The sequence below is a fragment of the Rhodococcus sp. BH4 genome, from assembly GCF_002079265.1.
Classification (GTDB): domain Bacteria; phylum Actinomycetota; class Actinomycetes; order Mycobacteriales; family Mycobacteriaceae; genus Rhodococcus_F; species Rhodococcus_F qingshengii.
This window is the reverse complement of sequence record NZ_CP014941.1, coordinates 2,593,885-2,620,802: the sequence shown is the minus strand read 5'-3', so window position 1 is coordinate 2,620,802 and position 26,918 is coordinate 2,593,885. Positions and strand designations below refer to the sequence as shown.

Below are 26,918 nucleotides of genomic sequence, written 5' to 3'. Positions count from 1 at the left end.
CTCACCTCCGAAAAAGGAATCGTCATGCGTCTACGCCCGAGCATCGCTGCGGCCGCTCTCGCCGTGTCCGTCCTTTCGTTCACCACTGCCTGCGGTGGCACCGGCACTGCTGCCGGATCAGATACCGACACCGTCACCGTCTACAGCGCCGACGGTCTGTCCGGTTGGTACAAGGGAAGATTCGACGCCTTCACCGCGCAGACCGGTATCGCCGTCAACCTCGTGGAAGCCGGATCCGGCGAGGTCGTCTCCCGCGTCGAAAAGGAGCAGTCCAACCCACAGGCAGACGTGATCATTACGCTGCCCCCGTTCATCCAGAAGGCCGACGCCCAAGGTCTGCTCGAGCCCAGCGGAATCGACACCTCCGCCGTTCCTGCCGGAGACAAGGACGACGCCGGCAAGTACGTGCCCGTCGTCGAGAATTACCTCTCGTTCATCGCCAATCCGACTGCATCACCCGCCCCACAATCTTGGGACGATCTGCTCACTGCCCAGTTCAAGGGCAAGTTGCAGTACTCCACGCCCGGCCAGGCCGGCGACGGCACCGCGGTGCTCTTGCTGCTCCAGCACCTGATGGGTAAGGAAGGAGCACTCGACTACCTCGGAAAGCTCCAGGCCAACAACGTCGGACCCTCGTCTTCCACCGGAAAGCTCCAGCCCAAGGTCAGTAACGGAGAGCTGCTGGTCGCCAACGGTGACGTCCAGATGAACCTCGCCTCCATCGCCGACGACGGATCGAAGTTCGACATCTTCTTCCCCGCTGGAGCCGACGGCACTCGCACCACCATTGCACTGCCCTACGTGATGGGCCTCGCCAAGAGCGCACCGAGCAGCGAACAAGCCAAGAAGTTGATGGAGTTCCTGCTCTCCGAAGAATCCCAGAAGACCGTCGCCACCGATGCACTCGGCGTATCGGTCCGCGAGGACGTCCGAAGCGCTGCCGGTGAATCCACCGACAAGAACACGCCTTCCGGAGTTCTGCAGGGCGTCAACGTGTGGACCCCGAACTGGAACGACGTCCTCAGCTCGCTCGACGCCGACATCGCCGCTTACCAGAAAGCCACCGGGAGCTGATCATGGCAAGAACCAGACTGGGGCGGACGCTCCCCGAGACCGTCGGTGTTCACGGAGCGATCGAACATTCTGCTCCGGCCATCACCTTCGATCGCGTCAACGTCGCCTACGGCCGCGGGAAGACCGCAACCCATGCACTCGTCGATTTCAATCTGCGAGTGGCACCCGGTGAAACTGTGGCACTGCTGGGGCCCAGTGGATCCGGCAAGTCGACCGCCCTGAAGGCCCTCGCGGGATTTGTCCGCCCCACGTCCGGTTCCGTCAAGCTCGGCACCCGAGACATCACCAATCTGCCTCCCGCACAACGCGGTATCGGCGTCGTCGTTCAGTCGTACGCTCTCTTCCCGCACATGCGAGTATCCGAAAACGTAGCCTTCGGACTCCGAGCCCATCGCGTGCCGCGGTCGGAGATCGGCCCTCGCGTGGCCGAAGCCCTCGACATGGTCGGGATGTCGGCGTACGGAAAGCGGCTTCCCCGTGAACTTTCCGGCGGTCAACAGCAGCGAATCGCCATTGCCCGAGCGTTGGCAATTCGCCCTGGAGTACTCCTCCTCGACGAACCGTTGGCCGCCCTGGATGCTCAACTTCGCGAGAGCATGCTCGGCGAACTGGCGAGACTGCGCGCAGCACTACCTGACACAGCCATGCTCTATGTGACGCACGATCAGAGTGAAGCCCTGGCGCTCGCAGACCGAATCGCAGTGATGCGCAACGCCAGACTCGCGGACATCGACACCGCTGAGGCCTTGTGGAAACGTCCGCCGTCCAGCTTCACCGCGGCGTTCCTCGGGGGTGCCAACCTGCTGCCCTGCACCGTCACACGCGTCATCGGCACCTCCGCGCTGGTCTCGATCGGTGGCACGCCGTTCACTGCTCACGCCCCGCAGCCCGAGATCGGGCACATCGAATGGGAGTCCGACATGGACGCCTACCTGTGTGTTCGTCCACACGCGGTAGCCGTAACCGGCCTCGGCGCACGAGGATCATTCCCGGCGCGCATCGTCTCGAGCGTCTGGCGCGGTTCCACGACGCGTCTGACGCTGGCTGTACGTGGCCTCGACGATGTCCGCGTCGACGCGGATGTTCCAGGGCACGACGAACGACCGGTCGACACCGAAGTGGGCGTCGTCCTGCCCACGGACGGCAGTGTCCTGGTTCCGGCGGATCGCCACCCATGACGACAACCCTGGAACGCCCCGAAACCGCTGCGCCCCAGCACAAAGACCCGATCGCGTGGCGCCGGATCGGCTGGACGCTGCCACCACTGCTTCTTGTCCTCGTGTTTGCTGTCTATCCCACCGCACGTGTCCTCACGGAATCTCTGAGCACCGCAGATGGCACCGGGTTGTCCACGTGGTCTTCGGTGCTCGGTTCGGAACTGTTCAGAACCGCGCTCTGGCGGACCATCCAAATCGCCGTGGCGTCGACCCTGGGTTGCCTGATCCTGGGAACCTTCCTCGCCTTGGTGCTTGCCTTCGTTCCGTTCGCCGGATCCAAGGTGGTGGGGCGATTGATCGACACGGTGCTCGCCCTGCCGTCTTTCCTGATCACGCTGGCGTTCACGTTCCTGTACGGGACAGCCGGCGCCGTCAACGCCTTGATCGTCCGCATCACCGGCGATGCGAGCGGCCCACTGAATTTCCTCAACACTCCGTTCGGTGTGATCGCGGCCGAAATCACTTTCTTCACACCCTTTGTCGTGCGTCCGCTATTGGCAGCGTTCACCCAGATTCCGCGTGAACAACTCGACGTGGCAGCCAGTCTCGGCGCGTCACCCGTCCGAGTTCTGCGACAGGTGGTGATGCCGGAAGCGTGGCCGGCCCTCCTGGCCGGTGGATCGCTCGTGCTTCTGATGACGCTGAATGAATTCGGCATCGTGCTCTTCACCGGGGCTAAAGACGTCGTAACTCTGCCGGTCCTCATCTACACCCGCGGCATTGTCACCTTCGACTTGCCCGGCGCGGCAGTGATCGCGACGGTCCAGGTCGCACTCTCACTCGGCCTGTACTGCCTCTACCGATTCACCTTCAACAGATTGATGGGAGGCAGCCGTGCTGCTGTGGACACGGAGCTCTAGGGCCCTCGTACTCGGATTCTTCACCCTGGTCGTCGCGGTGGTTTTCGTCGCGCCCATCGCCACCGTCGTCGCGGCTGCCTTGGCCGGATCGTGGACCGGTCCACTTCCGTCGAATCTCGGCGGCAAGAACTTCTCCACGGCGCTGTCCGACGAGAACTTCGCCAGCCTGATCGTCAGTTTGCAGACTGCATTCATCGCGGGGGCATTGGCATTGATCGTAGGAACGTGGGCCGCGCTGGCCTCGCGTGAGGCACCGATGTGGCTGCGGCGCATCACCGATGCCGTATTCCATTTACCGATTGCGGTTCCGTCGGTCGCGATCGGCTTGGGTCTGCTCATCACTTTCAACGAGCGCCCGCTACTGCTCGGCGGCACCAAGTGGATCGTGATTCTCGCTCACACGGTTTTGGTGCTCGCCTTTGCCTTCAGTTCCGTATCGGCCGCGCTCGAACGGCTCGATCCCGCCTACCGTCAAGCTGCCGAATCACTCGGCGCCGGCCCGGTGCGGGTGCTGACACGGGTAACGCTACCGCTGCTGCTCCCAGCGTTGGGTGCGGCCGCCGGGCTTTCCATCGCACTGTCGATGGGTGAGCTGGGCGCAACGGTCATGGTCTACCCGGCGACATGGAAGACCTTGCCGGTTAGCATCTTCGGACTCACCGACCGTGGCCAGGTATTTCTTGCCGCAGCAAATACGACACTGCTGCTCGCAGTCACCCTGGTCGCCCTCATGGTGGTCGGCAGAATTCGTCGGCGCTGACCTTGCTGTGCGCCTTTATTAACCGCCGGGGGTTAATAAAGGCGCACAGCAGGGGTTTATCCCTTCCTCAAGATGTACCGCTGAACCTTGCCACTCGGGGTCTTGGGCAGGTTCGGAACAAAGTGCACCGTGCGTGGGTATGCGTGCGCTGCAAACTTCTTCTTCACCAGGGTTTGCAGTTCCTTCTCGAGTTCGTCGTCACCGTCGACACCTTCGCGAAGAACGACGAACGCCTCGAGAACCTCACCACGCAACTCGTCGGGCATGCCCACCACGGCGGCCTCGATGACGTGCTCGTGCATGACCAGCACGCTCTCGACGTCGAAGGGACCGATGCGGTAGCCCGCCATGATGATGACGTCGTCGTCGCGCGAGGAGAAGAAGAAGAATCCGTCCTCGTCCGTCATTCCCGCATCACCGGTGATGTACCAGCGGCCGTCTTCGCTGAATCGCTGCTTCGTCTTCTCCGGCGCATCGACGTACCCGGTGAACCACATCAACGGGCTGTTGTGAGTATCGATCGCCACGCGGCCCTGAGTGCGGGCCGGTGCAATGTCATCCGAATTGTCTTCCAGCACAGCGGCAGACCAACCCGGCAACGGACGACCCATGGATCCGGGACGGACATCGTCGCGAAGTCCGTCGGCCCAGGCGTTGACGATGAACATGCCGTGCTCGGTCTGGCCGTAGTGATCACGGACCTCGACGCCCAACGAGTTCTTCGACCACGCAACAACATCCGGAGTCAAGGGCTCACCGGCCGAGGAAGCGCGGCGCAGCGAGATGCCTTCCGGAACGGGAGCCTTGTCGGCACGCAGACTGCGGTAGACAGTCGGAGCGGCGGCAAAATTGGTGACACCGAACTTCTCGATGATCTGCCACGTCAGCGGCGCGGAGAATCCGGCGTGCAGCAGCAAGCTTCGCGTGCCGGCGGCAAGCGGGCCGAGCAACGCGTAGTACAGCCCGTACGCCCAGCCCGGGTCTGCGGCGTTCCAGAACACGTCGTCCTCTCGGACGTCGAGGCCGAACTCCTGGTATGCGTGGAACGAGGCGAGCGCGCGCACCGGAACCGGCACGCCCTTGGGTGTTCCCGTGGTGCCACTGGTGAACAACTGCACCATCGGTGCGTTGCCGCCGACTGCCTGAGCAGCGCCCTTCGGGTCTTCGGCATCCTGAGCTGCGACAAGTGCGTCGAAGTCCAACTCGTCACCGGCCGCGCCGCCCGCGACGATGACCTGCCATGCTGCGTCGGCGGGGATGTCCTCTCCCGGCGCGAGCTTCTCGAGCTGATTGGCGTCGGAAATGACCACCTTCGCGCCGCTGGCCGTCAAGCGGAAAGCGATGGCCGGCGAAGCGAACGCCGTGAACAAGGGCACGTGGACCGCTCCGCGGCGCCAGATACCGAGGAGCGCGACCACCAGGTCCGCAGACTTACCCATCAAGGTCGCGACGTTGTCACCCGGCTCGACTCCGAGGTCGGCCAGAGCTGCCGCGAAACGCGCCGACTGCTCACGTAGATGACCGTAAGTGAGGTCCACCGAGCTAAGGTCTGCCTCGACGACGGTGAATGCAACGCCATCCGCGGGATGCCGATCGCAGAGCAATTCTGCGGCGCTGGCATGCGGGGTGTCGTACTGGTCCAGCAGCTCGCGCACCCGTGCGGTGGGATCGGTGCTCATCAACTTGCTCCTTATCGATCGTCGTATGGTTGGCCCGACCGGTTACGTTTGGCGGCTCGTCATACGTACTGTTCACCCCCTATGATCTAGCTCACAAGAGAACTTCACTACCCCCAGAAAGGGGTACCTGCGTGAACCGACATGCTTCGTCACTTCTGCGCCCCCGCGACGGGGACGCAATGCGAGGTGAACTCCGAACAATCGCAGCTCAGGGCGTTGTTCCCGTGCTGTTCGGAGGCGAGGTCCAGGACGGAACCCTGCACCTGAGCGAATTCGTCGGCACCCGCACCAACAACCTCAAGGGCTTGGCCATCCCGCCGCGCTCGGGCATGGGCGGACGCGTCGTAGCCCAGGGTTCACCGATCACCGTCAACGATTACGGCAATTCGCAGTCCATCACTCATCACTTCGACCGTCCTGTTCTCAGCGAGGGCCTGCATTCGATCATCGCCGTTCCGGTCATGGTTTCGGGAAAATCGCGCGCTGTGCTCTACGCCGCGATCCGCGATTCCGCTCCGTTGGGTGACCGAACAGCAGACGTCATGGTCGGCGCATCCCGGCGTCTCGGGATGGAGTTCGCCATCCGCGACGAAGTCGATCGTCGCCTGCAACTACTGCAGGCCGCCGCCGCGACTACCGCCGACGGTATGTCTTCGGAAGAGATCCGCGGAGTCCACGCCGAACTACGCAGTGTCGCCCAGACCGTCACCGACACCGACTTGCAGACCAAACTCCGCGGACTCTCCCAGCGTTTGGCCAACCTGCTGCGTCCTACCGCCGACGCCGAATCCGACGTCACGCTCACCCCGCGTGAAGTGGATGTTCTCTCTCAGGTCGCACTCGGCTGCACCAACATCGAAGCCGGCCAACGGCTTTCCCTTCGCCCTGAAACAGTCAAGAGCTATCTGCGAAGCGCGATGGGAAAGCTGGACGCGAGCTCACGCCACGAAGCCGTGGTGACCGCCCGGCGGTTGGGACTGCTCCCCTGACGGGTCAGTAGCCTTCAGGCAGGGCGGTGAGCATGTCACGGGTGACTGCGACGGCGTTGTCCGAACTTCCGCCCCGCACAACCAGAGTCGCGAAGGCCAGGTTCCCGCGATAGCCGACGAACCACGCGTGCGATCCCCCTTCGACCTCGGCTTCACCGGTCTTGCCGTACACCTCACCCTGATCTTCGACGCGTTCTGCAGTACCGCTGGTGACCACGAGTCGCATCATGCCGCGCAGGCCGTCGACCATGGCGGGCGAGATCGCCGGGCGCTCACCGTCGATGGTGGTTTCGCGCCCTGAAATCAGTTGCGGCACCGGAGTCGAACCGTTCGCGACCGTCGCCGCTGCCATCGCCATTCCGAACGGACTGACCACGACCTTTCCCTGACCGAACCCGTCTTCGGTCCGCTGCACCAGGTCCGACGCCGGCGGCACCGAACCGGAATCGATCGGCAATCCCACCACGTTGTAGTCCTGGCCGATGCCGAACTGCGCTGCGGCAGTGGTCAACGTGTCTGGTTGCATCTCGCTGGCCAGCTTGGCGAAGGACGTGTTGCACGAACGCGCGAAGGCCGTTGCCATCGGCACCGTGCCGAGTGAGAACTCGTTGTAGTTGGGGACGCTGCGCTCACCGATCTCGATCCGGCCAGGACATGGCACCATCGTGTCGGGGGTCGCCTGACCGGTCGAAATTGCCGCGCCTGCCGTGATGATCTTGAACGTCGAACCGGGCGGGTACTGACCCATCGTCGCGACCGGTCCGTCGCGGTCTGCTGCCTTGTTCTGTGCGACAGCCAGGATCGCCCCACTCGACGGTTCGATGACCACCATCATCGCCTGATCCTTGTTCACGTTCACGGCACGCTGAGCAGCGATCTGAATGTTGCGGTCCAAACTGATACTGAACGACGGAACAGGTTGCGGCGCAGTCTCGGTCAGCACATCGGTGTCGACGCCGTTCTGGTTGACCGTGACGACACTCCAGCCGGCTTTGCCGTCGACCTCGTCGATGATCGTCTTCTTGATCTGCCCGAGAAGGTCAGGCGCGAACTCCGGGTCGGTCGACACGAGATCCGATTCGTCCGATACCGATACTCCCGAGATGGCTCCCAGTTGCGCCGATACCTGGTCGTAGTCGTCACTGCGCAGGCGGGTCACCAGATAGTCGCCCTTGACGGCCGTCGAGGATTCGGCGATCGATTGACCCGTCAGCGAAGAATCGAACCGACCGAGAACACTTGCGAGACTGTTCGCGGAACCGATGATGTCGTTGCTCTTCGAGCGATCGAACTTCACTCGGTAGACGATTCCCGGCACCAGGACATCCGTGCCTGAATGCTCGTTGACCCGCGCTCGCGGCGCCGCGGTTGCCCGCAACGACATCGTCTGCTTGTCACCGAGGCGCGGATGAACGTCCGTCGAACTCCACCGGACGGACCAGTCGCCGTCCTTGCGTCCCATCTGCAGCTCGCCGTCGTACGTCCACACGCGGTCTTTCGGAAGGTGCCACTCGTAGGTGTAGCCGACCGTCGCAGTGTCACCGTTCATCTTCACCGACGTGGTCTCGGCAGTCATCGACTCGGCCTGGAGCGCATCCCAGGTGTCACTCAATACAGGACCCGCGGAATCAGGCCGGTCCGTCAGTTTTGCTGCCTCGTCGATATCCCTGTCACCGAACGCACTCAGGAACTGCTGCGCGACGGGCTCGGGGCCGGCAGGTTTCGGAGTACACGAACTGATCCCCACCGCCAAGAAAATCACGGTACAGGAGGCCAACAGTTGGGCCGAGCGACTACGAGAGAAATGCCGAGTGTTCATCGAGCCCCATAGTAGGGCGACAAATGCTCCACCCAGCGTAGGCGCGACCATTGCACGCAGCTTGTACGGTCAGTCGAGCAGCACCGTCGAGAAGGTCGCGACCTGTCGGAACCCCACCCGCGAATAGGTCGACCGCGCAATCGTATTGAAGCTGTTGACGTACAGGCTCGCAATGCGACCGGTCGCCATGATCGACTCCGCTACAGCCGCTGTACCGGTCACGCCGAAGCCCTGCCCACGAAATTCCGGGTTGACCCACACACCCTGGATCTGGCCACAGCGAGCAGACATCGAACCGACCTCCGCCTTGAAAACGACCTGGCCGTCCTCGATGTGCGCCCACGCTCGACCAGCGGCGATCAGGCTAGCGACACGGTGCCGGTATCCGCGCCCACCGTCGTTGGCACGCGGGTCGACTCCGACCTCTTCGATGAACATCGCGATCGCGGCAGGCAGATAGATCTCGAGTTCGTCCGAGCGAACCTGCCGGACCAGCGGATCCGACGGACACGCCAACGGCTCGGAAACCGCGAGCAACGGCTGTTCGGGGCGAACCTCCCGCGCAGTTCCCCAATCGAGCTCGAGCATCTCCCACAGCGGCAACGCCAATTCGGCGCGGCCGACCACCGACGAGCACATGCGCGGAATCCGACAGGCACGGTCGGCGAATGCCCGAATGTCATCCGGATCGCCTCGAAGCGGAACCAGATTCGCCCCGGCAAAGCACAGTGAGGACAACGGCCCGCCTCGACTCCACAGCTCGCCGTGAATCATTCGTGGGTCGACGCCGCATTCTTCGACGCGCGCGGCAATCATGCAGGCCGCCACCGGATCGGCGTCGAGTACCCGTCGGACGTCTTCGAGATCTCGACTTCCGACCTGCTTGGCTCCGAGGAGTTTGAGCATCCGTCAACCCCCTCGACTCGACTGCGCGTCCACGAATATCACTACCCGATCATGATGCACTCAGATTGCCACGAACCTGACACCGACGGGGAAGATTCATCCGGCAATCACTCAACTCACGGTAACGACCGGCGCACCCTCCGAAGCGTCACCCTCCATGCTTTCGGCAATTTTCATCGCCTCTTCGATCAACGTCTCGACGATCTGCGCCTCGGGCACCGTCTTGATGACCTTGCCCTTGACGAAGATCTGGCCCTTGCCGTTGCCGGACGCCACACCGAGGTCGGCCTCACGCGCTTCACCCGGTCCGTTCACGACGCAACCCATGACTGCCACGCGCAGCGGAATCTCCATGCCTTCGAGGCCGGCGGAGACCTCGTCGGCAAGCGTGTAGACATCGACCTGTGCACGGCCACACGAGGGGCAAGAGACGATCTCGAGCTTGCGGGGACGCAGGTTCAGAGACTGCAGAATCTGGTTACCGACCTTGATTTCCTCGGCCGGCGGGGCCGAGAGCGAAACCCGGATCGTGTCGCCGATACCCTCCGCGAGCAGCGCACCGAAGGCGACCGCGGACTTGATCGTGCCCTGAAACGCCGGCCCCGCCTCCGTGACGCCGAGGTGCAACGGGTAATCGCATTTGGCGGCGAGTTGGCGGTAAGCCTCGACCATGATCACCGGATCGTTGTGCTTGACGGAGATCTTGATGTCACCGAAGCCGTGCTCTTCGAACAACCCGGCCTCCCACAGCGCGGACTCGACCAACGCTTCGGGCGTCGCCTTGCCGTACTTCTCCATCAACCGAGGATCGAGCGATCCCGCGTTGACACCGATACGGATCGGAATGCCTGCGTCACCGGCAGCCTTGGCCACCTCTTTGACACGGCCGTCGAATTCCTTGATGTTGCCCGGATTGACGCGCACCGCAGCGCATCCCGCATCGATTGCCGCGAAGATGTAGCGCGGCTGGAAGTGGATGTCGGCGATCACCGGGATCTGGCTCTTCTTCGCAATGATCGACAACGCGTCCGCGTCTTCCTGACGCGGGCAAGCGACACGAACGATGTCGCAACCGGACGCGGTCAGTTCCGCGATCTGCTGCAGCGTTGCATTGACGTCGTGCGTCTTCGTGGTGCACATGGACTGCACCGAGATGGGGAAATCGCTGCCCACACCTACCGTGCCGACCTGCAGCTGCCGTGTCTTGCGTCGAGGAGCAAGAATCGCTGCGGGTGCCGAGGGCATTCCCAGTCCGATAGGGATGGTCACGTCTGTGCCTTCTTTCATAGCTTCACTGCAAGTTTAGCCGGGCGATCGCCGCACTACCGCGCGGCAACCGTCACCCTTCTCACACGGTCAGAAGATCTTGATCGGATTGACGATGTCAGCCGTGAGTGTCAGCAACATGAACGCGCCACCGATCACGATGAATACGTAAGTAATCGGAAGGAGTCTGGTGTAGTCGACCGGGCCGCCGGGAATCAAGCCTCGGCGGGCGCGGAACCAATCACGGATCTTCTCGTAGAAGACCACCGCGATGTGACCGCCGTCGAGCGGCAACAGCGGCAGGATGTTGAAAACACCGAGGAAGAAGTTGATCGATGCGAGCAGTCCGACGAACATCGGCCACTCGGCTCGATCTGCGGCCTCGCCACCGATCACGCTGGCACCAACCACGCTGATCGGTGTGTCCTGGGCGCGTTCGCCGCCCGTGATCGACTCCCACAGAGCCCCCACCTTCGACGGAATGTCAGCCAACGCCTTTACCGAGTCGACCATGATCTGGCCGGTGAAGTCGAAGGCCGCCGGAACAGCAGTGAGCGCGTTGTACTCGATCAGATTGCTGACACCCTCAATTCCGACAGCGCCTACCTTTGCCAGTTCCGGCGTTGTGCTGCCGTCTTTGGCTACGTAACGCTCAACCGGCGATACGTCGACCGGAACTTGGACAGTCTCGTCGCCGCGCTCGACTGTGAGCGTGACTGTCCCGGACTTGTCGCGGATCGCCGCGGAAACCTTGGCGAAAGTGTCCGTCGGTTGACCGTCCACCGCGACGATCCGATCGCCGGCAGCAATTCCGGCTGCCTCCGCCGGGCCGGTACCGGTGCAATCCGCGAGTTTCCACCCCTGATCCTGTCCGAGCTGCGTCGGAGCAACACACGTCACGCCCTTGACAACAGGCGGTGCCGGCTCCGTACTGGTTCGACCCCAACCGAGGAGCAATGCGTAGATCAGGAGGAACCCGAGAATGAAGTTCATCGCGATACCGCCGGACATGACGACGACGCGCTTCCACGCCGCCTTCTTGTACATCGCGTGCGGCTCTTCTTCAGGCGTCATCTCGTCGAGGGCCGTCATGCCCGCGATGTCGCAGAATCCGCCCAGCGGCAGCGCCTTGAGGCCGTACTCGGTCTCACCTCGACGGAACGAGAAGATCTTCGGTCCGAAGCCGATGTAGTAGCGGCGAACCTTCATTCCCAAAGCCTTGGCCGTCCACATGTGACCGGCTTCGTGCAGGGCGATGGACACGCCGATGCCGAGGGCAAACAGCACTACGCCCAGTGCAAAAACCATGAAAGCTCTAGCCCTCCTGCTTCACGAGCTGACGCGCTCGTGTGCGTGCCCAGCCGTCTGCGGCCAGAACGTCGTCCACGGTAACCGGTTCTGCGGACCATTGACCTGCATCGTCGAGAACAGCAGCCACCGTGCGGACGATCGCCGGGAAGGAAATGACACCGTCGAGGAATGCCTGAGCCGCCACTTCGTTGGCCGCGTTGTAGATCGCGGTGAAGCAACCTCCGGATTTGCCTGCGCTTCGCGCCAGATCGACGGCGGGGAACACCGACGAATCGAGCGGCTCGAATTCCCAGGTGGAGGCGGTGGTGAAGTCGCATGCCGACGCCGCACCTTCGATGCGGTCCGGCCAGCCGAGAGCGAGAGCAATCGGGAGCTTCATGTCCGGTGGACTCGCCTGTGCCAGCGTCGATCCGTCGAAGAAGGTCACCATGGAATGCACGATCGACTGCGGATGCACGGTGACGTCGATGCGGTCGTAGTCGATCCCGAACAGCAGGTTCGTCTCGATCAACTCGAGGCCCTTGTTGACCAGAGTTGCCGAGTTGAGGGTGTTCATGGGGCCCATCGACCAGGTGGGGTGCGCACCTGCCTGAGCCGGATTCACACTTTCGAGATCCTCGGCGCTCCAGCCACGGAACGGCCCACCCGAAGCGGTGAGAACCAACCGGGCCACCTCGTCGCCTGTTCCACCACGTAGGCACTGGGCAAGCGCCGAATGCTCCGAGTCGACCGGCACGATCTGACCGGGGGCGGCGGCTTTCGTCACCAGCGCTCCGCCGGCGACAAGCGATTCCTTGTTCGCCAGCGCCAGGCGCGCTCCCGAGTTCAAAGCCGCCAGTGTCGGTTCGAGTCCCAACGAACCGACGAGCGCATTGAGGACAACATCGGCACCGCTGTCCCGAACCAGTTCTGTCACGGCGCTCGGTCCCGAACGGGCGGTTACCGATTCCAGCGCCGATGCCGCTGCAGGATCGGCGACGGCGACGTCCGTGACGCCGGTTGCACGAATCTGTTCGGCCAACAACTCGACGTTGTTGCCGCCCGCTGCAAGACCGACTACTTCGAAACGGTCGGGGTTGGCAGCGATGACCTCCAGCGCTTGGGTACCGATCGAACCGGTACTGCCGAGGAGGAGGACGCGGGTACGTGTGGTTTCCTGCACTCGCCCATTGTTCCTGATAACACCTGAGAACAACCTTATCGACGCCCAACTACGTACGACAGGCAGTCGTATGTCACCATATTGGGCAGTAGTGCAACCGAATGAGCAGGAGGATCGACCGTGGCCGATACCCAGTTGGACGTCAAGTCCAGCGCCCCCGTCGTGGTCTCGCACGTCGATGAGGCCGAGGTTCCCTCTGCCGCATGGGGGTGGAGTGGTGAAGGACTCAAGTTTTTCCGTTTCCTCGGATGGTTCTTCGCAATATTCCTGCTTCTGATGATGATCGGAAACCATCACGGCAAGGTCGAGGATCTGTGGCTCATCGGCACCGCCGGATTGATGATCTTCATTCTGGTCCGCGACATCGTCATCCGTCGCCGCCCGCGCTAGAAACCTGACAAAGAGAAGGCCTCCACGAACGAAAGTTCGTGGAGGCCTTCTCTTTACGTGTTTCAGGCCTGGAACGTTTCAGTTCTCGGCTGCCAGCTGGCCACAGGCTGCGGCGATTTCCTGACCGCGCGTATCGCGCACCGTGCACGAGACGCCCTGGGCGATGACCCGACGCACGAACTCACGCTCGACGTCCTTGGGGCTCGCGTCCCACTCGCTGCCCGGAGTCGGGTTGAGCGGAATCAGGTTGACGTGCACCAACCCGCCAAGTGCTTTCTTCAGCTTCTTGCCCAGCATGTCCGCGCGCCACGGCTGATCGTTGACGTTCTTGATCATCGCGTACTCGATGGACACACGGCGACCGGTCTTGTCTGCGTAGTACCGGGCAGCCTGAAGTACCTCCGACACTGACCAGCGATTGTTGACCGGGACAAGAGTGTCGCGCAGTTCGTCGTCCGGTGTGTGCAGCGATACCGCCAGCGTGACGCTCAGGCCTTCGTCAGCGAGCTTGCGGATAGCGGGAGCGAGGCCGACGGTCGAGACCGTGACGGACCGCTGAGACAGGCCGAGGCCGTCGGGTGCAGGCGAGGTGATCCGTCGTACCGCTGCCACCACACGCTTGTAGTTCGCCAAAGGCTCGCCCATACCCATGAACACGACGTTCGAGAGGCGTCCGGGGCCGCCGGCGACTTCACCGTCGCGCATGGCGGCCGCTGCCTCGCGAACCTGATCGACGATCTCGGCGGTCGAGAGGTTGCGGTCGAGGCCGCCCTGACCCGTCGCACAGAACGGGCAGGCCATTCCGCAGCCTGCCTGACTCGAGATGCAAAGTGTTGCCCGGTCGGGATAGCGCATCAAGACGCTTTCGAGCAGCGTTCCGTCATGTGCCTTCCACAGGGTCTTGCGAGTGTCGCCCGAATCGCACGCGAGGTGCTTGATCGGGGTCAACAAGGTCGGGAACAGCGACTCCCCCACCTTCTCGCGCACCGATGCGGGGAGATCGGTCATCTTCTCCGGATCGGCTTCCAGCCGCGCGTAGTACTGACGCGCCAGCTGATCGGCCCGGAAAGCCGGAAGGCCGAGCTCTTTCACCGCTTCTTTGCGCTCGGCGGAATCGAGATCGGCGAGGTGCCGTGGAGGCATTCCGCGCTTGGGTGCAGTGAAAACGAGGGGAAGAGAGGCAGCCATAGTTACACCATTGTCCCATTGTTTTGGGGTGCTACCCCACTGCCACCCGATTGTGGCCGGATTACCCGTGCAACTTCGCGCAGGTTGAGTGATGATCATGTCATGTCAACCACACCAGAGGATCCGTCGAATTCCCCCGTGTACGGCCCAGCCGACGGTTTCGGCCCCGATCCGGAACTTCCGAAGGTGGACGAGAACAAGGCAGTGGAAAAACACGATCCGGAACCGACACCGACGCCTGAACCGGTGCCGACCGGAACGTCGGTCACCGACCGAACCAGAGCCGCCACGACCTGGGTTGGCCTGGTCATAGGTGCAATCGTGTTGATCTTACTGCTGGTGTTCATCCTGCAGAACCTCGAGAGCGTCTCCGTCAAGATCCTCGCCTGGCAGATCGACTTTCCGCTCGGAATCACGATCCTGCTTTCCGCCATCGCGGGCGCATTGATCATGGCGTTGGCAGGCGGCGTTCGCATCATTCAGATCCGGCGCGCAGCGAAGCGGCAGATGTGACTGAAATCTAGTTACGCAATTGGGTCGATCGATGGGCCAGCAGGCATCATTGATGTCGTGGAAATCACCGGAAAGGCCCTGATGTGACTACTCACATGGAGAGACCTGTGACCTCGCGAATTGCCCCGCAGCAGGCAAGATCCTGGCTCCTCGTCCCCGCGTCCAAACCGGACACCTTCGACGCCGCACTCGCGAGTGCGGCCGACGCCGTCATTCTCGACCTCGAGGATGCCGTCACCGCACCCAACAAACCAGCTGCCCGCCGCGATGTCGCCGCATTCCTGAGCGAACACAATCACGCCTGGGTTCGGATCAACGACGCCACGACACCGTTCTGGGAAGAGGATCTGGCCGTACTCGCGGGCCTCCCCGGACTCGAGGGTGTCATGCTCGCAAAGACCGAAAGCGGTCAGCAGGCCGACGCCACGGCCGAGCGACTTCCCGACGGCACCAAGATTCTTGCTCTCGTCGAATCCGCGGTGGGACTCGAGGCTGCGCCCGAGATCGCACGCACTGACGGCATCTTCCGTCTCGCATTCGGCAGCGGCGACTTCCGGCGCGACACTGGGATGGACGACTCCCCCACGTCGATGTCGTACCCGCGTTCGCGGCTCACCATCGCCAGCCGCGCGGCACGCATCGCTCCGCCGATCGACGGTCCCACGCTCGGCCCCGATCTGGATCTGCTCGCCCGAGACTGTGCGATCACCTTGTCACTCGGCATGGCCGGCAAACTCTGCATGACCACCGCGCAGACTGCCCCCGTCAACGCAGGACTGAGTCCCTCTGTAGCCGACGCGATCTGGGCTCAGAATGTCATCGACGATCTCGGCGAAGACGGCTCACGCGTGCGCGACGGCAGCGACTTGCCCAAGCTCGCCAAGGCGAAGAAGATTCACAAGCTCGCCACCCTGTTCCACATCCCCACCGATCACTGATTTTTTTACTACTGAATCGGTGCAGAAAACGTCAGGCGCTCAAGTCGGAGCGCCTGACGTTCGTCTTTTGAGCCCGCCTTCACGCAAGTTCGAGTGATCGTGGTTTGGACCGAACATGGATCCGGTATCGCACCGTGAAGCCCAATCCCGTTACTTGCGAGAACGCACGCTCGGCAGTCTTCTCGGTGAACTCGATTCCGAGTACCCGCCGCATATCGTCTCGATTCTCGAACTCCCACCGGGTCTCGACGCGCGTGAGCGAGAATCCTTGAGCCTCGAAGAACGCTTCGACCGCCGCGGGATCGTATTTGGGCAGATCCGCCCTCATCCACTCCCCGTACGGGGCGGCGCTCACATCGAGATCCACGATCAGCAGGGCTCCCCCGGGCCTCAGGATGCGCATTGCTTCACGAATTCCCGGGCCGCAGCCTTTTCCGAAGAAGTACGCCGTACGGGCATGGACGAGATCGACTGAAGCATCCACCAGACCCGTCGACTCTGCTGAACCCTGGACTACGTCGATCGACGCCGAATCGCGGGTTCGTTCCCGCGCGGCCTTCACCAGCGGTGCGTGCGGCTCCACTCCGACAACACGACGGGCAGTACGAGCGAACTCCGGTAGATGGAACCCCGCCCCACAGCCGACATCGACGACATCGCGTCCAGACCAGTCGACCTGGGCTCGCATCGCGGCCCAGAGGGAACCGTCGACGTCCTGCGCACGGTTCTCGATTTCGTACACGTCCGGCCAATGCCAGATGTTCGGACTGGGGATCGGCTTGGAACGGCCTGAGAAGAAATCACGCACGAGAAATCAGACGAGTGCGTACAGAATCAGCCAGGTGACAAATGCCGACGGCAGGAGTGAATCCAGGCGGTCCATGATTCCGCCGTGGCCGGGAAGCAAGGTTCCCATGTCCTTGATGCCGAGTTCACGCTTGATCTGCGATTCGATCAGGTCGCCGACCGTCGCGACTACCACCAGGACGACACCGAGCAGGACGCCGATCATCGAATTCGCGTCGAGGATCAACGTCACCGAAAGCAAACTGCCGATGACGCAGAAAATGAGGGATCCGACGAATCCCTCCCAGGACTTCTTCGGGCTCACAGCGGGCACCATCGGATGCTTCCCGAACAGCACTCCAGCCGCGTAGCCGCCGATGTCGGAGCACACGACACCGATCATCAAGACGAAGACGCGACCGGGGCCGTCGTCTTCGAGCACCATCAACGCACCGAATGACGCCAACAGCGGGATCCACGCCAGAACGAACACCGTGATGGAGGTGTCTCGCAGGAAGTTCTTCGGGGTCGCTTTGAGCCCGTGGTCGAACAACCGCCACACCATGCACACCAGGACGGTTGCGGTGAATCCGCTGAGCACCCCGACCGGTCCCCACGGCCAGCCGAGCCAGATCGTGGCTTGCCCGCCGACGAGAAGCGGAATTCGCGGCACCTCGATGTCGGCTTCACGAAGCCGCGTGGTGACCTCCCACGTCGCGATGAACATCGCGATCGCGACGACAGCGATCCATCCCGGGGGCAAGAAGATCAAAGTGCCGATGACCAAGGCGCCGAGGCCAGCTCCGACGCCGATGGCGGCAGGTAGGTTCCTGCCCGCCTTCGACTTCGGCGGTTGCGCGCCCTCAGCGCCGCCCGTAGGCCCGTCCGTGACGGGACCACCGGCGGTTCCCTCTTGTGCGTGCACCCAAACTCCCTGATCTACTCCCGACGACAAACACTGCAAATGAGGAGGCTATACCTCCATCAACTCTGCTTCCTTGTGCTTGACGAGTTCCTCGACCGTGTGCACGTACTTCGCCGTGGTCTTGTCGAGTTCTTTCTCTGCGCGACCGACCTCGTCCTCGCCGGCTTCACCGTCCTTCTGGATCCGGCCGAGTTCGTCCATCGCCTTGCGGCGGATGTTGCGCAGCGTGACCTTCGAATCCTCGCCCTTGGACTTGGCCTGCTTCACCAGTTCACGTCGACGCTCTTCCGTGAGCTGCGGAACCGAAATGCGGATGATGCTGCCGTCGTTGGACGGGTTCACACCGAGATCCGAGTTGCGGATCGCCGTCTCGATCGCGTTGAGCTGCGAAGCCTCGTACGGCTTGACGATGACCATGCGGGCCTCGGGGACGTTGATGCTCGCGAGCTGCGTGATCGGCGTGATCGAACCGTAGTAGTCGATCACGATGCGCGAGAACATACCGGGGTTCGCGCGTCCGGTGCGAACCGAGCCGAGATCGTCCTTGGCTACCGTGACAGCCTTTTCCATCTTCTCTTCTGCCTCGAAGAGCGCTTCATCGATCACGGCTGTTCCTCCATGTTGTTCTGCATCATTTTTTGGGTGTCACTCACGACTTGATCAGGGTGCCGATCTTCTCACCGGACACCGCGCGAGCGATGTTTCCTTCGGTGAGGAGGTTGAACACCATCATCGGCATCGAGTTGTCCATGCACAGGCTGAATGCCGTCGCGTCCGCGACCTTGAGCTCACGTTCGATGACCTCACGGTGCGTGATCTGTTCGTACATTGTCGCGTCCGGATCGAGACGCGGGTCGGCCGAGTAGACGCCGTCGACAGCCTTGGCCATCAGCACTACCTCGGCACCGATCTCCAGCGCGCGCTGCGCAGCAGTGGTGTCAGTCGAGAAGTAGGGCATACCCATCCCGGCACCGAAGATGACTACGCGCCCCTTCTCGAGGTGCCTGCGTGCGCGAAGGGGGAGGTACGGCTCGGCGACCTGGCCCATGGTGATGGCCGTCTGCACGCGAGAATCGACGCCCGCCTTCTCCAGGAAATCCTGCAGAGCGAGGCAGTTCATGACGGTGCCTAGCATGCCCATGTAGTCGGAGCGCGCGCGATCGAGGCCACGCTGCTGCAGTTCCGCTCCGCGGAAGAAGTTTCCGCCGCCGATGACCACTGCAACCTGTACGCCCGATCGAACGACCTCTGCGATCTGCTCAGCCACCTTGGTGACCACGTCGGGATCGAGACCGACTTTGCCGCCTCCGAACATTTCGCCGCCGAGTTTGAGCAGGACCCGCTTGAATCCTGGACGTTCGTTGGCTGGTTCGGACATTGTTCTCCTCAGTTCGATACAAGACCTTGTAGGTCCTTCATTCTTCTTCTGCCGCCGAATCGGACACCGCGGCATAGGAAAGCCCCCGGGACTCGTCCCGAGGCACTCTCATCCTGCCTCATCGGAGGCCCCAGGTACACGTAGACCCCGCCGGTAGAGCAAATGCTCTTCAGGCGGGGTCCATGTGTGCGGGCTCCGAATTAAGCGGAGGCGCCGACCTCGAAACGCACGAAGCGCTTGATGGTCACGCCTGCCTCGTCGAGGATCGCCTTGACGGTCTTCTTGGAGTCCGTGACCGAAGACTGCTCGGTCAGAACGACGTCCTTGAAGTAACCGTTGACGCGGCCTTCGATGATCTTCGGCAGTGCCTGCTCGGGCTTGCCTTCTGCGCGGGCGGTCTCTTCGGCGATGTGACGCTCGGAAGCGACGATCTCCTCGGGAACCTCGTCACGCGTGACGTACTTCGCCTTGAGTGCTGCGACCTGCATTGCAGCGCCGCGAGCGGCCTCAGCAGCAGCATCGCCTTCACCGGTGTACTCGACGAGAACGCCGACAGCGGGCGGCAAGTCGGAGCTGCGCTTGTGCAGGTAAACGGCAACGGGGCCGTCGAAGGAAGCGACGCGGCTCAGTTCGAGCTTCTCACCGATCTTCGCGGACTGCTCCGCAATGACGGTGTCGATGGTCTTGCCGTCGAGCTCGAGCGCCTTGAGAGCGTCGAGGTCAGCAGGCTTACCAGCAGCAGCGACGGTCACGATCTCGTCGGCCAGCTTGATGAACTCGTCGTTCTTGGCGACGAAGTCGGTCTCGCAGTTGATCTCGATCATGACGCCGTCCTTGGCGACGACGAGACCCTCAGCGGTGGTGCGCTCTGCGCGCTTTCCGACATCCTTCGCGCCCTTGATGCGCAGCTGCTCGACGGCCTTGTCGAAATCGCCGTCTGCATCTGCGAGTGCGTTCTTACATGCCATCATTCCGGAGCCGGTGAGCTCACGGAGCCGCTTGACGTCAGCGGCGGTGTAGTTCGCCATGATTAGCGAGCCTCCTCATGTGTCTGTTTCGGACCTAGGACTAACGGTGAAGCACGGCCTAACGGTGAAGCACGGCCTGACGGTGGTGCTCGGGCCTAACGGTGAAACGGCCCTGACCAAAAGAACTCTTGGTCAGGGCCGGTTTCAACGAATCAGGCCTCGGTGGCCGGTGCCTCTGCGGCGGGGGCTGCCTCAGCCTCTGCAGCCGGAGCTGCCTCAGCCTCTGCGGCCGGAGCTGCCTGCGAGAGCAGTTCCTGCTCCCACTCGGCGAGGGGCTCGCCTGCGCCGGCTTCGGGCTTCGCGTCCTTGTCGGCGCTCAGTCCTGCACGTGCCTGCACACCTTCGGCAACCGCGGAAGCGACAACCTTGGTCAGCAGTGCTGCGGAACGGATGGCGTCGTCGTTGCCCGGGATCGGGTAGTCGACGAGGTCGGGGTCGCAGTTGGTGTCCAGGATCGCGATGACCGGGATGTTCAGCTTGCGAGCCTCGGCAACTGCCAGGTGCTCCTTGTTGGTGTCGACGATCCACACCGCGGAAGGAACCTTGGCCATGTCGCGGATACCACCGAGGGTGCGATCCAGCTTGGTCATCTCACGCGTGAGCATGAGGATTTCCTTCTTGGTGCGACCTTCGAATCCACCGGTCTGCTCCATTGCCTCGAGCTCCTTGAGGCGAAGCAGACGCTTGTGAACGGTGGTGAAGTTGGTGAGCATGCCGCCGAGCCAACGCTGGTTGACGTAGGGCATTCCGACGCGAGTCGCTTCGGAAGCGATGGACTCCTGCGCCTGCTTCTTGGTACCGACGAAGAGAACGGTGCCGCCGTGGGCAACGGTCTCCTTGACGAACTCGTACGCCTTGTCGATGTACGTCAGCGTCTGCTGGAGGTCGATGATGTAGATGCCGTTGCGGTCGGTCAAGATGAATCGCTTCATCTTCGGGTTCCAGCGACGGGTCTGATGTCCGAAGTGGGTTCCACTATCGAGCATCTGCTTCATGGTTACGACAGCCATGGCTGTGTACCTCAAACTTTCAATCCGGTTGATGCAGGCGATCGGGTGATCCCTGCCCTGGCACCCGCACGGCCGTCGGACCTGTTTCGTGAGAACCAGGACCAGCCGAGGCCGGAAAACGTGCGCGGGCGCGCGAAGTCGGACTGTGCGAGCACAGACCGCTCGACAAGTGTACGTCCTCGTCCCCCGATGCCATAACCACCCCGGTAGCAACAGACCGAACCGGCGGTTGTGGATCGGCGGCTACCTTGTGGATTACCCGTCTGATCTGCATTGAAGCGTGCGCTACTCCACGCAAGATCAAGGAATGACGATCTTGCGCGGAGCTCGACGAGGCGTGGTATTTGCCGTGATCTCCTGCTGTGTCGCCGTAGGCACGGCGTCAGCAGACACGCGATTCGACTGGCCGCTCGCTCCTCGGCCGCACGTGGAACGCGCTTTCGACAAACCGGCCGAGAACTGGCTGCCGGGTCATCGCGGGGTCGATCTCGGCGGCAGCGCCGGCCAATCCGTCCTCGCGGCCGGCGACGGCATCGTGGTGTTCGCGGGAGTGGTCGCCGGAAAGCCGACGGTGTCGATAGATCATTCCGGCGGCCTACGCACGACCTACGAACCCGTCACCGCAGTCGTTCGCACAGGTGAACGCGTCGCAGCCAGGTCAGTGATCGGAACCCTTGAAACCGGGCACGAAGGGTGCGCTGTCGAAGCATGTTTGCACTGGGGCTTGCGCAGAGGACGCGAGTATCTCGATCCACTCGGACTGGTTCGGTCGCAACCGCTCAGGCTCAAGCCATTGAAAGGAGGCTGATCGGTCGCAGAAATCGGTCGCAGAATCAGTGCCACTCGGAGACGGCGTGCCGACCCACAGCGTCCGCGAAGTCGTCGGCCACCATCGCTGCCAGTTCCATGAACGCTCGTCTGGTGGCCGGTCGCATCAATTCGAGGTCCATCACCGACCCCTCCGCGAGATGCTCGTCGAAAGGAATGACCTCGACGGCGCGGCATCGACGCATGAAATAGTCCACCAACGCGTCCATGTCGATGACGCTCGACCCTGGTCGGGCGGCGCTGATGACGACGACGGTCCGCTCGACCAGATGGCCGTATCCGTGCAACTGAAGCCAATCGAGCGTTGCCGCCGCACTGCGCGCTCCGTCGATTGCCGGCGAACTGACCAGAACCAACGAATTGGCAAGATCCAGAACGCCGTTCATCGCCGAGTGCATGATCCCGGTACCGCAATCAGTGAGGATGATGTTGTAGTAGACCTGCAAGATGTCGATGACCTGGCGATAGTCGGCCTCGCTGAATGCCTCCGAAATCGCCGGATCCTGCTCACTCGCCAGCACCTCGAGACGACTCGACGACTGGGATGTGTGCACTCGAACGTCCGAATAGCTCTTTATGTCCGGTCTAGCAGCAATCAGATCGCGCACTGTCGAATTGGTCTGCAGCGGAACACGTTGTGCCAAAGTCCCGAAATCGGGATTGGCGTCAACCGCCACGACGCAGTCACCACGCAGCGAAGCAAACGTCGCGCCGAGTCCGACCGTGACAGTCGTCTTGCCCACTCCCCCTTTGAGCGAGAGCAGAGCGACTCGGTAGTCGTTGCGGATCGGCTGCTCGATTCGGGCGGCCAGTGCACGGTTGCGCTGTTCGTTGGTCGAATCCCCCAGATTGACCACACCTCCGGTCGCACGATGCAATCCCCTACGCCAGCCGCCACGCGGCGTCCGTTTCGGGCGTTTCAGTAAAGCTTCGGCAACCAGATCCTGGTTTGTCACCTGCTGTTGGCTCGGCGGTGGCGGTGGCGTGGACCAGACCTCTTGCAGTCGCGCCACAGGCTCCGGCGTCGGCGCCGGCTCGGGAGCCGGTTGCGGCGATTCGGACAGCCAGGCTGGTTGGCCGCTGTTCGGCAGGTGCTTCACATCTTGGCGGTTCACGAATCCCCCGGATATCGCATGTAATCGAGTGTCTCGATACGACGATCGAACTTTGCCGATTGTTCACTCTTCTGAGCTGCGACGCTACCAAATACCGGCCGAGAACTCGCGTCGCTCCACAAATCAGGCGCGCGGATGGGCCTGATCGTGGACGGATCGAAGCCGTTCGACCGACACGTGCGTGTACAGCTGAGTGGTCGCCAAACTCGCATGACCGAGGAGTTCTTGGACCACACGAAGGTCCGCACCACCCTCCAGCAAATGTGTCGCAGCCGAGTGCCGAAGCCCGTGCGGACCCATGTCGGGAGCCCCAGGAATTGCAGCCATGGTTTCGTGGACCACCGAACGCGCCTGACGCTGATCGAGCCGGCCGCCTCGAACTCCGAGGAGCAACGCTCGCCCGGACCGATCCGAACACAGCGCGGGTCGTCCGTGCTCCAGCCAGCCGTTCAGTGCCGATTCTGCGGGCAGGCCGTATGGCACCGACCGCTCCTTGTTCCCCTTGCCGAGAACACGAAGCAAACGTCGATCGGCATCGACCGACTCGACGTCCAGTCCACACAACTCGCCGACGCGAATTCCGGTGGAGTACAACAATTCCACGATGAGTCGGTCTCGCAGGGCGAGCGGCTCTTGTTGCTGCGCACCGCTTTCCGCCGCATCCATTGCGTCGAGGGCCTGGCTCTGACGCAGCACCGTCGGCAGCGTCCGGCGAGCTGGTGGAGCCGCCAGACGTGTGCCCGGGTCGACGGAAATGCGTCCGGTCTGCGCGAGCCACGCAGTGAACCCACGCGCCGAAGAAGCCCGTCGAGCTACCGTCGTACGGGCTGTTCCTACGGCATTCTGGGCGGCCAACCACGAACGCATGACACTTAGGTCGAGGCGGTCGAGATCTGCATTCTCCGAACCCGCGGAGAAATGGGTCAGCAATGCCCGCGCGTCACCGACGTAGGCGCGGATCGTGTGTTCCGACCGGCCTCGGCTCAGTCGGAGGTGCTCGGCATACGCATCGAGGTGAACGCTCAAGCTCGCCGGCAATGCGTCAGTCATGAACACACGCTCGCTCGCCGCGATTGAAACTGCAAGCTCCCTCGCCGATAGGGTTGATCGGTGAATCGAGCAATTCCTCTGAAGATGTTGTGCGTACTGGCACTGATTTCCGCAATCGCTCCACTGTCCATCGACATGTACCTGCCCGGCCTACCGTTGATGGCGGATGCACTCGACACTACTGCGGCCAGCGTGCAGCTCACGCTGACCACCTTCATGGCAGGCCTCGGAATCGGCCAGCTGATCATCGGTCCGATCTCCGACGGACTTGGCAGGCGACGAATACTGCTGGCCGCGACAATCATCACGGCACTGAGCGGCGCGGCATGCGCGGTGGCGCCGAACATCGAGTTTCTCATCGGTGCACGACTCGTCCAGGGCTTGAGTGGAGGCGCTGCCATCGTTCTTGCCCGCGCTTGTATTGCCGACCGAGCGCGCGGCGACGACGCAGCGAAGCTCTTCAGCATCATGATGATCATCGGCGGTATCGCTCCCGTGGTCGCGCCACTGATCGGCGGCGCACTTCTCGGCCCCGTCGGGTGGCGCGGGATCTTCTGGGTCCTGGCGGTCGCGGGCGCTGTAATGGTGGCTGGTGTCGTTTTGCTCGTTCCCGAGACACTTCCGCCCGAGCGACGCCACGGCGGCGGATTGAAGGCCCTGATCTCGAATCTGCGATACGTGGTCCGCAATCGGCACTACCTCGGATATGCGCTCGCATTCGTCTTCGGATTCGGCGCCTTGTTCGCGTACATCTCCGCGTCACCGTTCGTCGTTCAAAACGTTCTCGGGCTGAGTCCGTCACAATTCTCGATCGCGTTCGCAGTGAACGCCACCGGAATGGTCACGGCAGCGATGATCACCACTCGCCTGCTCGGTCGCGTCGGAGCACGCACGCTGCTGCGTTTCGGGGTGTGCCTACTCCTCATGGGCGGCGCCGTATTGTTCTGCACCAGCGTGGTTTTCAGTTCCACGAATACCTGGTTGATCTTGGTCCCACTGTTCGTGGCAATTTCGAGCATCGGGTTCATCATGGGCAATGCGACCGCTCTCGCCCAAGGAGAGGTCACCAACGCGGCCGGGACCGGTTCAGCGCTGATGGGAGCGGGCCAGTTCGGCTTGGCGGCGCTGGTTTCGCCGTTGGTGGGAATTGCGGGAGAAGACACGGCAGTTCCGATGGCAATCGCAATTCCCACCTTCGGAGTTCTCGCGGCCGTTGCGCTCGTGTTGCTGACTCGCGGCACGGCCGCCGCGAGTTAGTTTTCGGCCGCGGCGAGTTCGGACTTCCAGACCCGGAAGCCCTCTTCGGTGCGACCACGACGCCAATAGCCGGAAATAGAAGCAGCCGACGCCGGGACATTTCGTTCCTTGCGAATGTACGGTCGGAGGTTGTGCATGACGGCTTGTGCTTCACCGTGAATGAACACGTGCGGTTCGCCCGGCAACCATTCGAGTGCCTTGACCGCGGCGACAACCGGAGCGTTGTCGCCCGCTAATTCTTCGCCGACCGCATCGGACGATGCCCCGCGATGTAGCCAGGTCACGGCAATACCTTCTGGGGCATCGAGCGCGATTTCGTCTTCCGGTCCCCCGACTTCGACAACGGCGTAGCCGACCGCATTCGGCGCCAATCGCGCTATCGACGCGGAAATAGCGGGTATTGCGGTCTCGTCTCCGACGAAGAGATACCAATCAGCGGTTGGTGACGGCAAAAACGCGCCACCAGGTCCCCGCAGAGTAATCTCAGCGCCCGGCTGAACTGACGCGGCCCACGGACCTGCGACACCCATGTCGCCGTGGACGACAAAATCGATTGCAATCTCTTTGGCATCAAGATCGTACGAACGAATCGTGTAGGTGCGCAGTGTCGGCTGATCAGGAGTGCCGAATTCGATCTTTACATAGGAATCGCTGTATTCGCTGGGAGTGAACGACTCGAAGCCTGGTCCCCCGAGAAACACTCGTACCATATGGGGGGTCAATTGTTCGGTCCGCAGAACCGTCAATGCAGTTGTCGGCTTGGCCACAGAAAGATCCTTCCGAAAGTTAGTGTTACCTAACTAATGTACACGACAATTGCAGCACGAGGGCGAAATACCTCGCCGGCGACTCCACACAGCGCTCTGTCGACCTTTGTACAGAGCGAAAGAAACCGACCAATCTGCTGGGTAAATTCGGTGCTGTTTAGACGAATTATTTGATCTGCTTCACACGGACGACCTGTCGGACAAAGCTGTCCGAGAACTCGGCAAAGCAACAGTAAAATACACCTCTGGCTCCCGGCGAGTTCGCCGAGAGCCAGAGGTGTATTTAATTCAATCTAGTGTGCAGCGTCGAAAGCGTCGATGATTTCCGCTTTGATACGCCCACGCGGAGCAACTTCGTAACCGTTCTTACCTGCCCAGTCACGGATGGCCTGGAGCGTCTCCTTGGAGCGTCCGGAACCTGATGTGGCCTGCGGAGATGCAGCCTGAGCCTTCTTGCCGCGCTTCCCGCTCACCTTCGCAGCAGCCTCGACGAACGGCTTCACCGCAGCGTCGAACTTCTCTGCATTGGTGGCGCGCAGATCGATCACGTAATCCGTTCCCTGGTAAGAGAACTCAATTCGATCACCGAATCCATCGTCAATCGGCTTACCATCAAGGTCGTCGATGAGTTGCCGAATCAGCTTCTCAGCCATTGCACTCCTCTTTCAATGATCGATTCAATTCTCCTTCACAATACACAGA

At 62.2% G+C, this 26,918-nt stretch carries 27 protein-coding genes; 10 read left to right on the top strand and 17 right to left on the bottom strand.

Annotated elements, in window-relative coordinates; all coding sequences use genetic code 11:
- The first annotated feature begins 24 nt into the window (after positions 1-24).
- From A0W34_RS12195 to A0W34_RS12180, 4 genes are read left to right on the top strand one after another with little or no spacing between them, the layout of a single operon-like run.
- Positions 25-1,074 carry a 2-aminoethylphosphonate ABC transporter substrate-binding protein gene (locus A0W34_RS12195; protein WP_081557730.1) on the top strand — a complete coding sequence of 350 codons (1,050 nt, stop codon included), beginning with the start codon at positions 25-27 and terminating at the stop codon, positions 1,072-1,074.
- Between the two features lie 2 nt (positions 1,075-1,076).
- Positions 1,077-2,252, top strand: a complete 1,176-nt coding sequence (locus A0W34_RS12190; protein ID WP_063316573.1) for an ABC transporter ATP-binding protein — start codon at positions 1,077-1,079, stop codon at positions 2,250-2,252.
- Complete coding sequence (locus A0W34_RS12185; protein ID WP_081557729.1) at positions 2,249-3,151, top strand: 2-aminoethylphosphonate ABC transporter permease subunit; 903 nt, start codon at positions 2,249-2,251, stop codon at positions 3,149-3,151. Before A0W34_RS12190 ends, A0W34_RS12185 begins: the two co-directional genes overlap by 4 nt.
- The gene (locus A0W34_RS12180; protein ID WP_003942733.1) at positions 3,126-3,911 is read left to right on the top strand and encodes an ABC transporter permease; all 786 of its coding nucleotides are present in this window, start codon (positions 3,126-3,128) and stop codon (positions 3,909-3,911) included. Before A0W34_RS12185 ends, A0W34_RS12180 begins: the two co-directional genes overlap by 26 nt.
- Positions 3,912-3,967: 56 nt before the next feature.
- Here the strand turns inward: A0W34_RS12180 and A0W34_RS12175 are convergent, their stop codons facing one another.
- Complete coding sequence (locus A0W34_RS12175; protein WP_003942743.1) at positions 3,968-5,590, bottom strand: AMP-binding protein; 1,623 nt, start codon at positions 5,588-5,590, stop codon at positions 3,968-3,970.
- Positions 5,591-5,769: 179 nt separating this feature from the next.
- Between A0W34_RS12175 and A0W34_RS12170 the strand changes: the two genes are divergently transcribed.
- On the top strand, positions 5,770-6,579 hold the full coding sequence (locus tag A0W34_RS12170; protein ID WP_042450799.1) for a LuxR C-terminal-related transcriptional regulator: 810 nt from the start codon (positions 5,770-5,772) through the stop codon (positions 6,577-6,579).
- A gap of 4 nt (positions 6,580-6,583) precedes the next feature.
- Here A0W34_RS12170 and A0W34_RS12165 read toward each other — a convergent pair whose 3' ends face one another.
- The 5 genes from A0W34_RS12165 to dxr form a co-directional block, all read right to left on the bottom strand.
- On the bottom strand, positions 6,584-8,398 hold the full coding sequence (locus A0W34_RS12165) for a penicillin-binding transpeptidase domain-containing protein (RefSeq protein WP_064688741.1): 1,815 nt from the start codon (positions 8,396-8,398) through the stop codon (positions 6,584-6,586).
- 69 nt (positions 8,399-8,467) lie between these two features.
- Positions 8,468-9,304, bottom strand: a complete 837-nt coding sequence (locus tag A0W34_RS12160) for a GNAT family N-acetyltransferase (protein ID WP_003942692.1) — start codon at positions 9,302-9,304, stop codon at positions 8,468-8,470.
- Positions 9,305-9,415: 111 nt separating this feature from the next.
- Positions 9,416-10,573, bottom strand: a complete 1,158-nt coding sequence (gene ispG, locus A0W34_RS12155) for a flavodoxin-dependent (E)-4-hydroxy-3-methylbut-2-enyl-diphosphate synthase (protein WP_007734888.1) — start codon at positions 10,571-10,573, stop codon at positions 9,416-9,418.
- Between the two features lie 87 nt (positions 10,574-10,660).
- A complete protein-coding gene (locus A0W34_RS12150; protein WP_042450803.1) occupies positions 10,661-11,878 on the bottom strand; it encodes a M50 family metallopeptidase in 1,218 nt (405 codons plus the stop codon).
- A gap of 7 nt (positions 11,879-11,885) precedes the next feature.
- On the bottom strand, positions 11,886-13,043 hold the full coding sequence (gene dxr / locus A0W34_RS12145) for a 1-deoxy-D-xylulose-5-phosphate reductoisomerase (RefSeq protein ID WP_003942815.1): 1,158 nt from the start codon (positions 13,041-13,043) through the stop codon (positions 11,886-11,888).
- Between the two features lie 120 nt (positions 13,044-13,163).
- Between dxr and A0W34_RS12140 the strand changes: the two genes are divergently transcribed.
- Positions 13,164-13,433 (top strand): DUF2631 domain-containing protein, encoded by a 270-nt coding sequence (locus A0W34_RS12140; RefSeq protein WP_003942762.1) that lies wholly within the window; start codon positions 13,164-13,166, stop codon positions 13,431-13,433.
- Positions 13,434-13,511: 78 nt separating this feature from the next.
- Here the strand turns inward: A0W34_RS12140 and rlmN are convergent, their stop codons facing one another.
- Positions 13,512-14,621, bottom strand: coding sequence for a 23S rRNA (adenine(2503)-C(2))-methyltransferase RlmN (gene rlmN / locus A0W34_RS12135; protein WP_003942816.1), 1,110 nt, complete (start codon positions 14,619-14,621; stop codon positions 13,512-13,514).
- Between the two features lie 102 nt (positions 14,622-14,723).
- Here rlmN and A0W34_RS12130 point away from each other — a divergent pair, with 102 nt between their 5' ends.
- Both A0W34_RS12130 and A0W34_RS12125 read left to right on the top strand, forming a co-directional pair.
- Complete coding sequence (locus tag A0W34_RS12130) at positions 14,724-15,134, top strand: LapA family protein (protein ID WP_073512295.1); 411 nt, start codon at positions 14,724-14,726, stop codon at positions 15,132-15,134.
- A gap of 95 nt (positions 15,135-15,229) precedes the next feature.
- Positions 15,230-16,072, top strand: a complete 843-nt coding sequence (locus A0W34_RS12125) for an HpcH/HpaI aldolase/citrate lyase family protein (RefSeq protein WP_030535660.1) — start codon at positions 15,230-15,232, stop codon at positions 16,070-16,072.
- Positions 16,073-16,151: 79 nt separating this feature from the next.
- Here the strand turns inward: A0W34_RS12125 and A0W34_RS12120 are convergent, their stop codons facing one another.
- The 6 genes from A0W34_RS12120 to rpsB form a co-directional block, all read right to left on the bottom strand.
- Entirely contained in the window at positions 16,152-16,880 is a 729-nt protein-coding gene (locus A0W34_RS12120; protein ID WP_081557728.1) for a class I SAM-dependent methyltransferase, read from the bottom strand.
- Positions 16,881-16,886: 6 nt separating this feature from the next.
- A complete protein-coding gene (locus tag A0W34_RS12115; protein WP_003942673.1) occupies positions 16,887-17,783 on the bottom strand; it encodes a phosphatidate cytidylyltransferase in 897 nt (298 codons plus the stop codon).
- 48 nt (positions 17,784-17,831) lie between these two features.
- Positions 17,832-18,389, bottom strand: a complete 558-nt coding sequence (gene frr, locus A0W34_RS12110) for a ribosome recycling factor (protein ID WP_003942777.1) — start codon at positions 18,387-18,389, stop codon at positions 17,832-17,834.
- Between the two features lie 43 nt (positions 18,390-18,432).
- The gene (pyrH, locus tag A0W34_RS12105; RefSeq protein ID WP_003942722.1) at positions 18,433-19,161 is read right to left on the bottom strand and encodes a UMP kinase; all 729 of its coding nucleotides are present in this window, start codon (positions 19,159-19,161) and stop codon (positions 18,433-18,435) included.
- A 200-nt stretch (positions 19,162-19,361) separates the two neighbouring features.
- Entirely contained in the window at positions 19,362-20,189 is an 828-nt protein-coding gene (gene tsf, locus A0W34_RS12100; protein ID WP_007734877.1) for a translation elongation factor Ts, read from the bottom strand.
- 152 nt (positions 20,190-20,341) lie between these two features.
- Positions 20,342-21,199, bottom strand: coding sequence for a 30S ribosomal protein S2 (gene rpsB / locus A0W34_RS12095; protein ID WP_003942709.1), 858 nt, complete (start codon positions 21,197-21,199; stop codon positions 20,342-20,344).
- A gap of 307 nt (positions 21,200-21,506) precedes the next feature.
- Between rpsB and A0W34_RS12090 the strand changes: the two genes are divergently transcribed.
- Entirely contained in the window at positions 21,507-22,007 is a 501-nt protein-coding gene (locus tag A0W34_RS12090) for a M23 family metallopeptidase (RefSeq protein ID WP_042924423.1), read from the top strand.
- A gap of 25 nt (positions 22,008-22,032) precedes the next feature.
- Here the strand turns inward: A0W34_RS12090 and A0W34_RS12085 are convergent, their stop codons facing one another.
- Positions 22,033-23,142: a MinD/ParA family ATP-binding protein gene (locus A0W34_RS12085; protein WP_081557727.1), complete on the bottom strand. Its 1,110-nt coding sequence runs from the start codon at positions 23,140-23,142 to the stop codon at positions 22,033-22,035.
- A 123-nt stretch (positions 23,143-23,265) separates the two neighbouring features.
- Positions 23,266-24,192: a tyrosine recombinase XerC gene (locus tag A0W34_RS12080; protein ID WP_003942767.1), complete on the bottom strand. Its 927-nt coding sequence runs from the start codon at positions 24,190-24,192 to the stop codon at positions 23,266-23,268.
- Positions 24,193-24,276: 84 nt separating this feature from the next.
- Here A0W34_RS12080 and A0W34_RS12075 point away from each other — a divergent pair, with 84 nt between their 5' ends.
- Positions 24,277-25,449 carry a multidrug effflux MFS transporter gene (locus tag A0W34_RS12075; RefSeq protein WP_007734871.1) on the top strand — a complete coding sequence of 391 codons (1,173 nt, stop codon included), beginning with the start codon at positions 24,277-24,279 and terminating at the stop codon, positions 25,447-25,449.
- On the opposite strand, the gene A0W34_RS12070 is transcribed toward A0W34_RS12075, so the two are convergent.
- Positions 25,446-26,216 carry a siderophore-interacting protein gene (locus tag A0W34_RS12070; protein WP_030535667.1) on the bottom strand — a complete coding sequence of 257 codons (771 nt, stop codon included), beginning with the start codon at positions 26,214-26,216 and terminating at the stop codon, positions 25,446-25,448. The genes A0W34_RS12075 and A0W34_RS12070 overlap by 4 nt on opposite strands.
- A gap of 293 nt (positions 26,217-26,509) precedes the next feature.
- Complete coding sequence (locus A0W34_RS12065) at positions 26,510-26,869, bottom strand: histone-like nucleoid-structuring protein Lsr2 (RefSeq protein WP_003942721.1); 360 nt, start codon at positions 26,867-26,869, stop codon at positions 26,510-26,512.
- Positions 26,870-26,918 lie beyond the last annotated feature (49 nt).

Excerpts from the sequence above, each read along its gene's own strand:
- A0W34_RS12165 (WP_064688741.1), bottom strand. The coding sequence starts at position 8,398 with ATGAACACTCGGCATTTCTCTCGTAGTCGCTCGGCCCAACTGTTGGCC.
- A0W34_RS12090 (WP_042924423.1), top strand. The coding sequence starts at position 21,507 with ATGACGATCTTGCGCGGAGCTCGACGAGGCGTGGTATTTGCCGTGATC.
- A0W34_RS12160 (WP_003942692.1), bottom strand. The coding sequence starts at position 9,304 with ATGCTCAAACTCCTCGGAGCCAAGCAGGTCGGAAGTCGAGATCTCGAA.
- A0W34_RS12075 (WP_007734871.1), top strand. The coding sequence starts at position 24,277 with ATGTTGTGCGTACTGGCACTGATTTCCGCAATCGCTCCACTGTCCATC.
- A0W34_RS12065 (WP_003942721.1), bottom strand. The coding sequence starts at position 26,869 with ATGGCTGAGAAGCTGATTCGGCAACTCATCGACGACCTTGATGGTAAG.
- pyrH (WP_003942722.1), bottom strand. The coding sequence starts at position 19,161 with ATGTCCGAACCAGCCAACGAACGTCCAGGATTCAAGCGGGTCCTGCTC.
- A0W34_RS12080 (WP_003942767.1), bottom strand. The coding sequence starts at position 24,192 with ATGACTGACGCATTGCCGGCGAGCTTGAGCGTTCACCTCGATGCGTAT.
- A0W34_RS12185 (WP_081557729.1), top strand. The coding sequence starts at position 2,249 with ATGACGACAACCCTGGAACGCCCCGAAACCGCTGCGCCCCAGCACAAA.
- A0W34_RS12195 (WP_081557730.1), top strand. The coding sequence starts at position 25 with ATGCGTCTACGCCCGAGCATCGCTGCGGCCGCTCTCGCCGTGTCCGTC.
- A0W34_RS12150 (WP_042450803.1), bottom strand. The coding sequence starts at position 11,878 with ATGGTTTTTGCACTGGGCGTAGTGCTGTTTGCCCTCGGCATCGGCGTG.
- rpsB (WP_003942709.1), bottom strand. The coding sequence starts at position 21,199 with ATGGCTGTCGTAACCATGAAGCAGATGCTCGATAGTGGAACCCACTTC.
- tsf (WP_007734877.1), bottom strand. The coding sequence starts at position 20,189 with ATGGCGAACTACACCGCCGCTGACGTCAAGCGGCTCCGTGAGCTCACC.
- A0W34_RS12170 (WP_042450799.1), top strand. The coding sequence starts at position 5,770 with ATGCGAGGTGAACTCCGAACAATCGCAGCTCAGGGCGTTGTTCCCGTG.
- A0W34_RS12130 (WP_073512295.1), top strand. The coding sequence starts at position 14,724 with ATGTCAACCACACCAGAGGATCCGTCGAATTCCCCCGTGTACGGCCCA.
- rlmN (WP_003942816.1), bottom strand. The coding sequence starts at position 14,621 with ATGGCTGCCTCTCTTCCCCTCGTTTTCACTGCACCCAAGCGCGGAATG.
- A0W34_RS12125 (WP_030535660.1), top strand. The coding sequence starts at position 15,230 with ATGGAGAGACCTGTGACCTCGCGAATTGCCCCGCAGCAGGCAAGATCC.
- A0W34_RS12190 (WP_063316573.1), top strand. The coding sequence starts at position 1,077 with ATGGCAAGAACCAGACTGGGGCGGACGCTCCCCGAGACCGTCGGTGTT.
- A0W34_RS12175 (WP_003942743.1), bottom strand. The coding sequence starts at position 5,590 with ATGAGCACCGATCCCACCGCACGGGTGCGCGAGCTGCTGGACCAGTAC.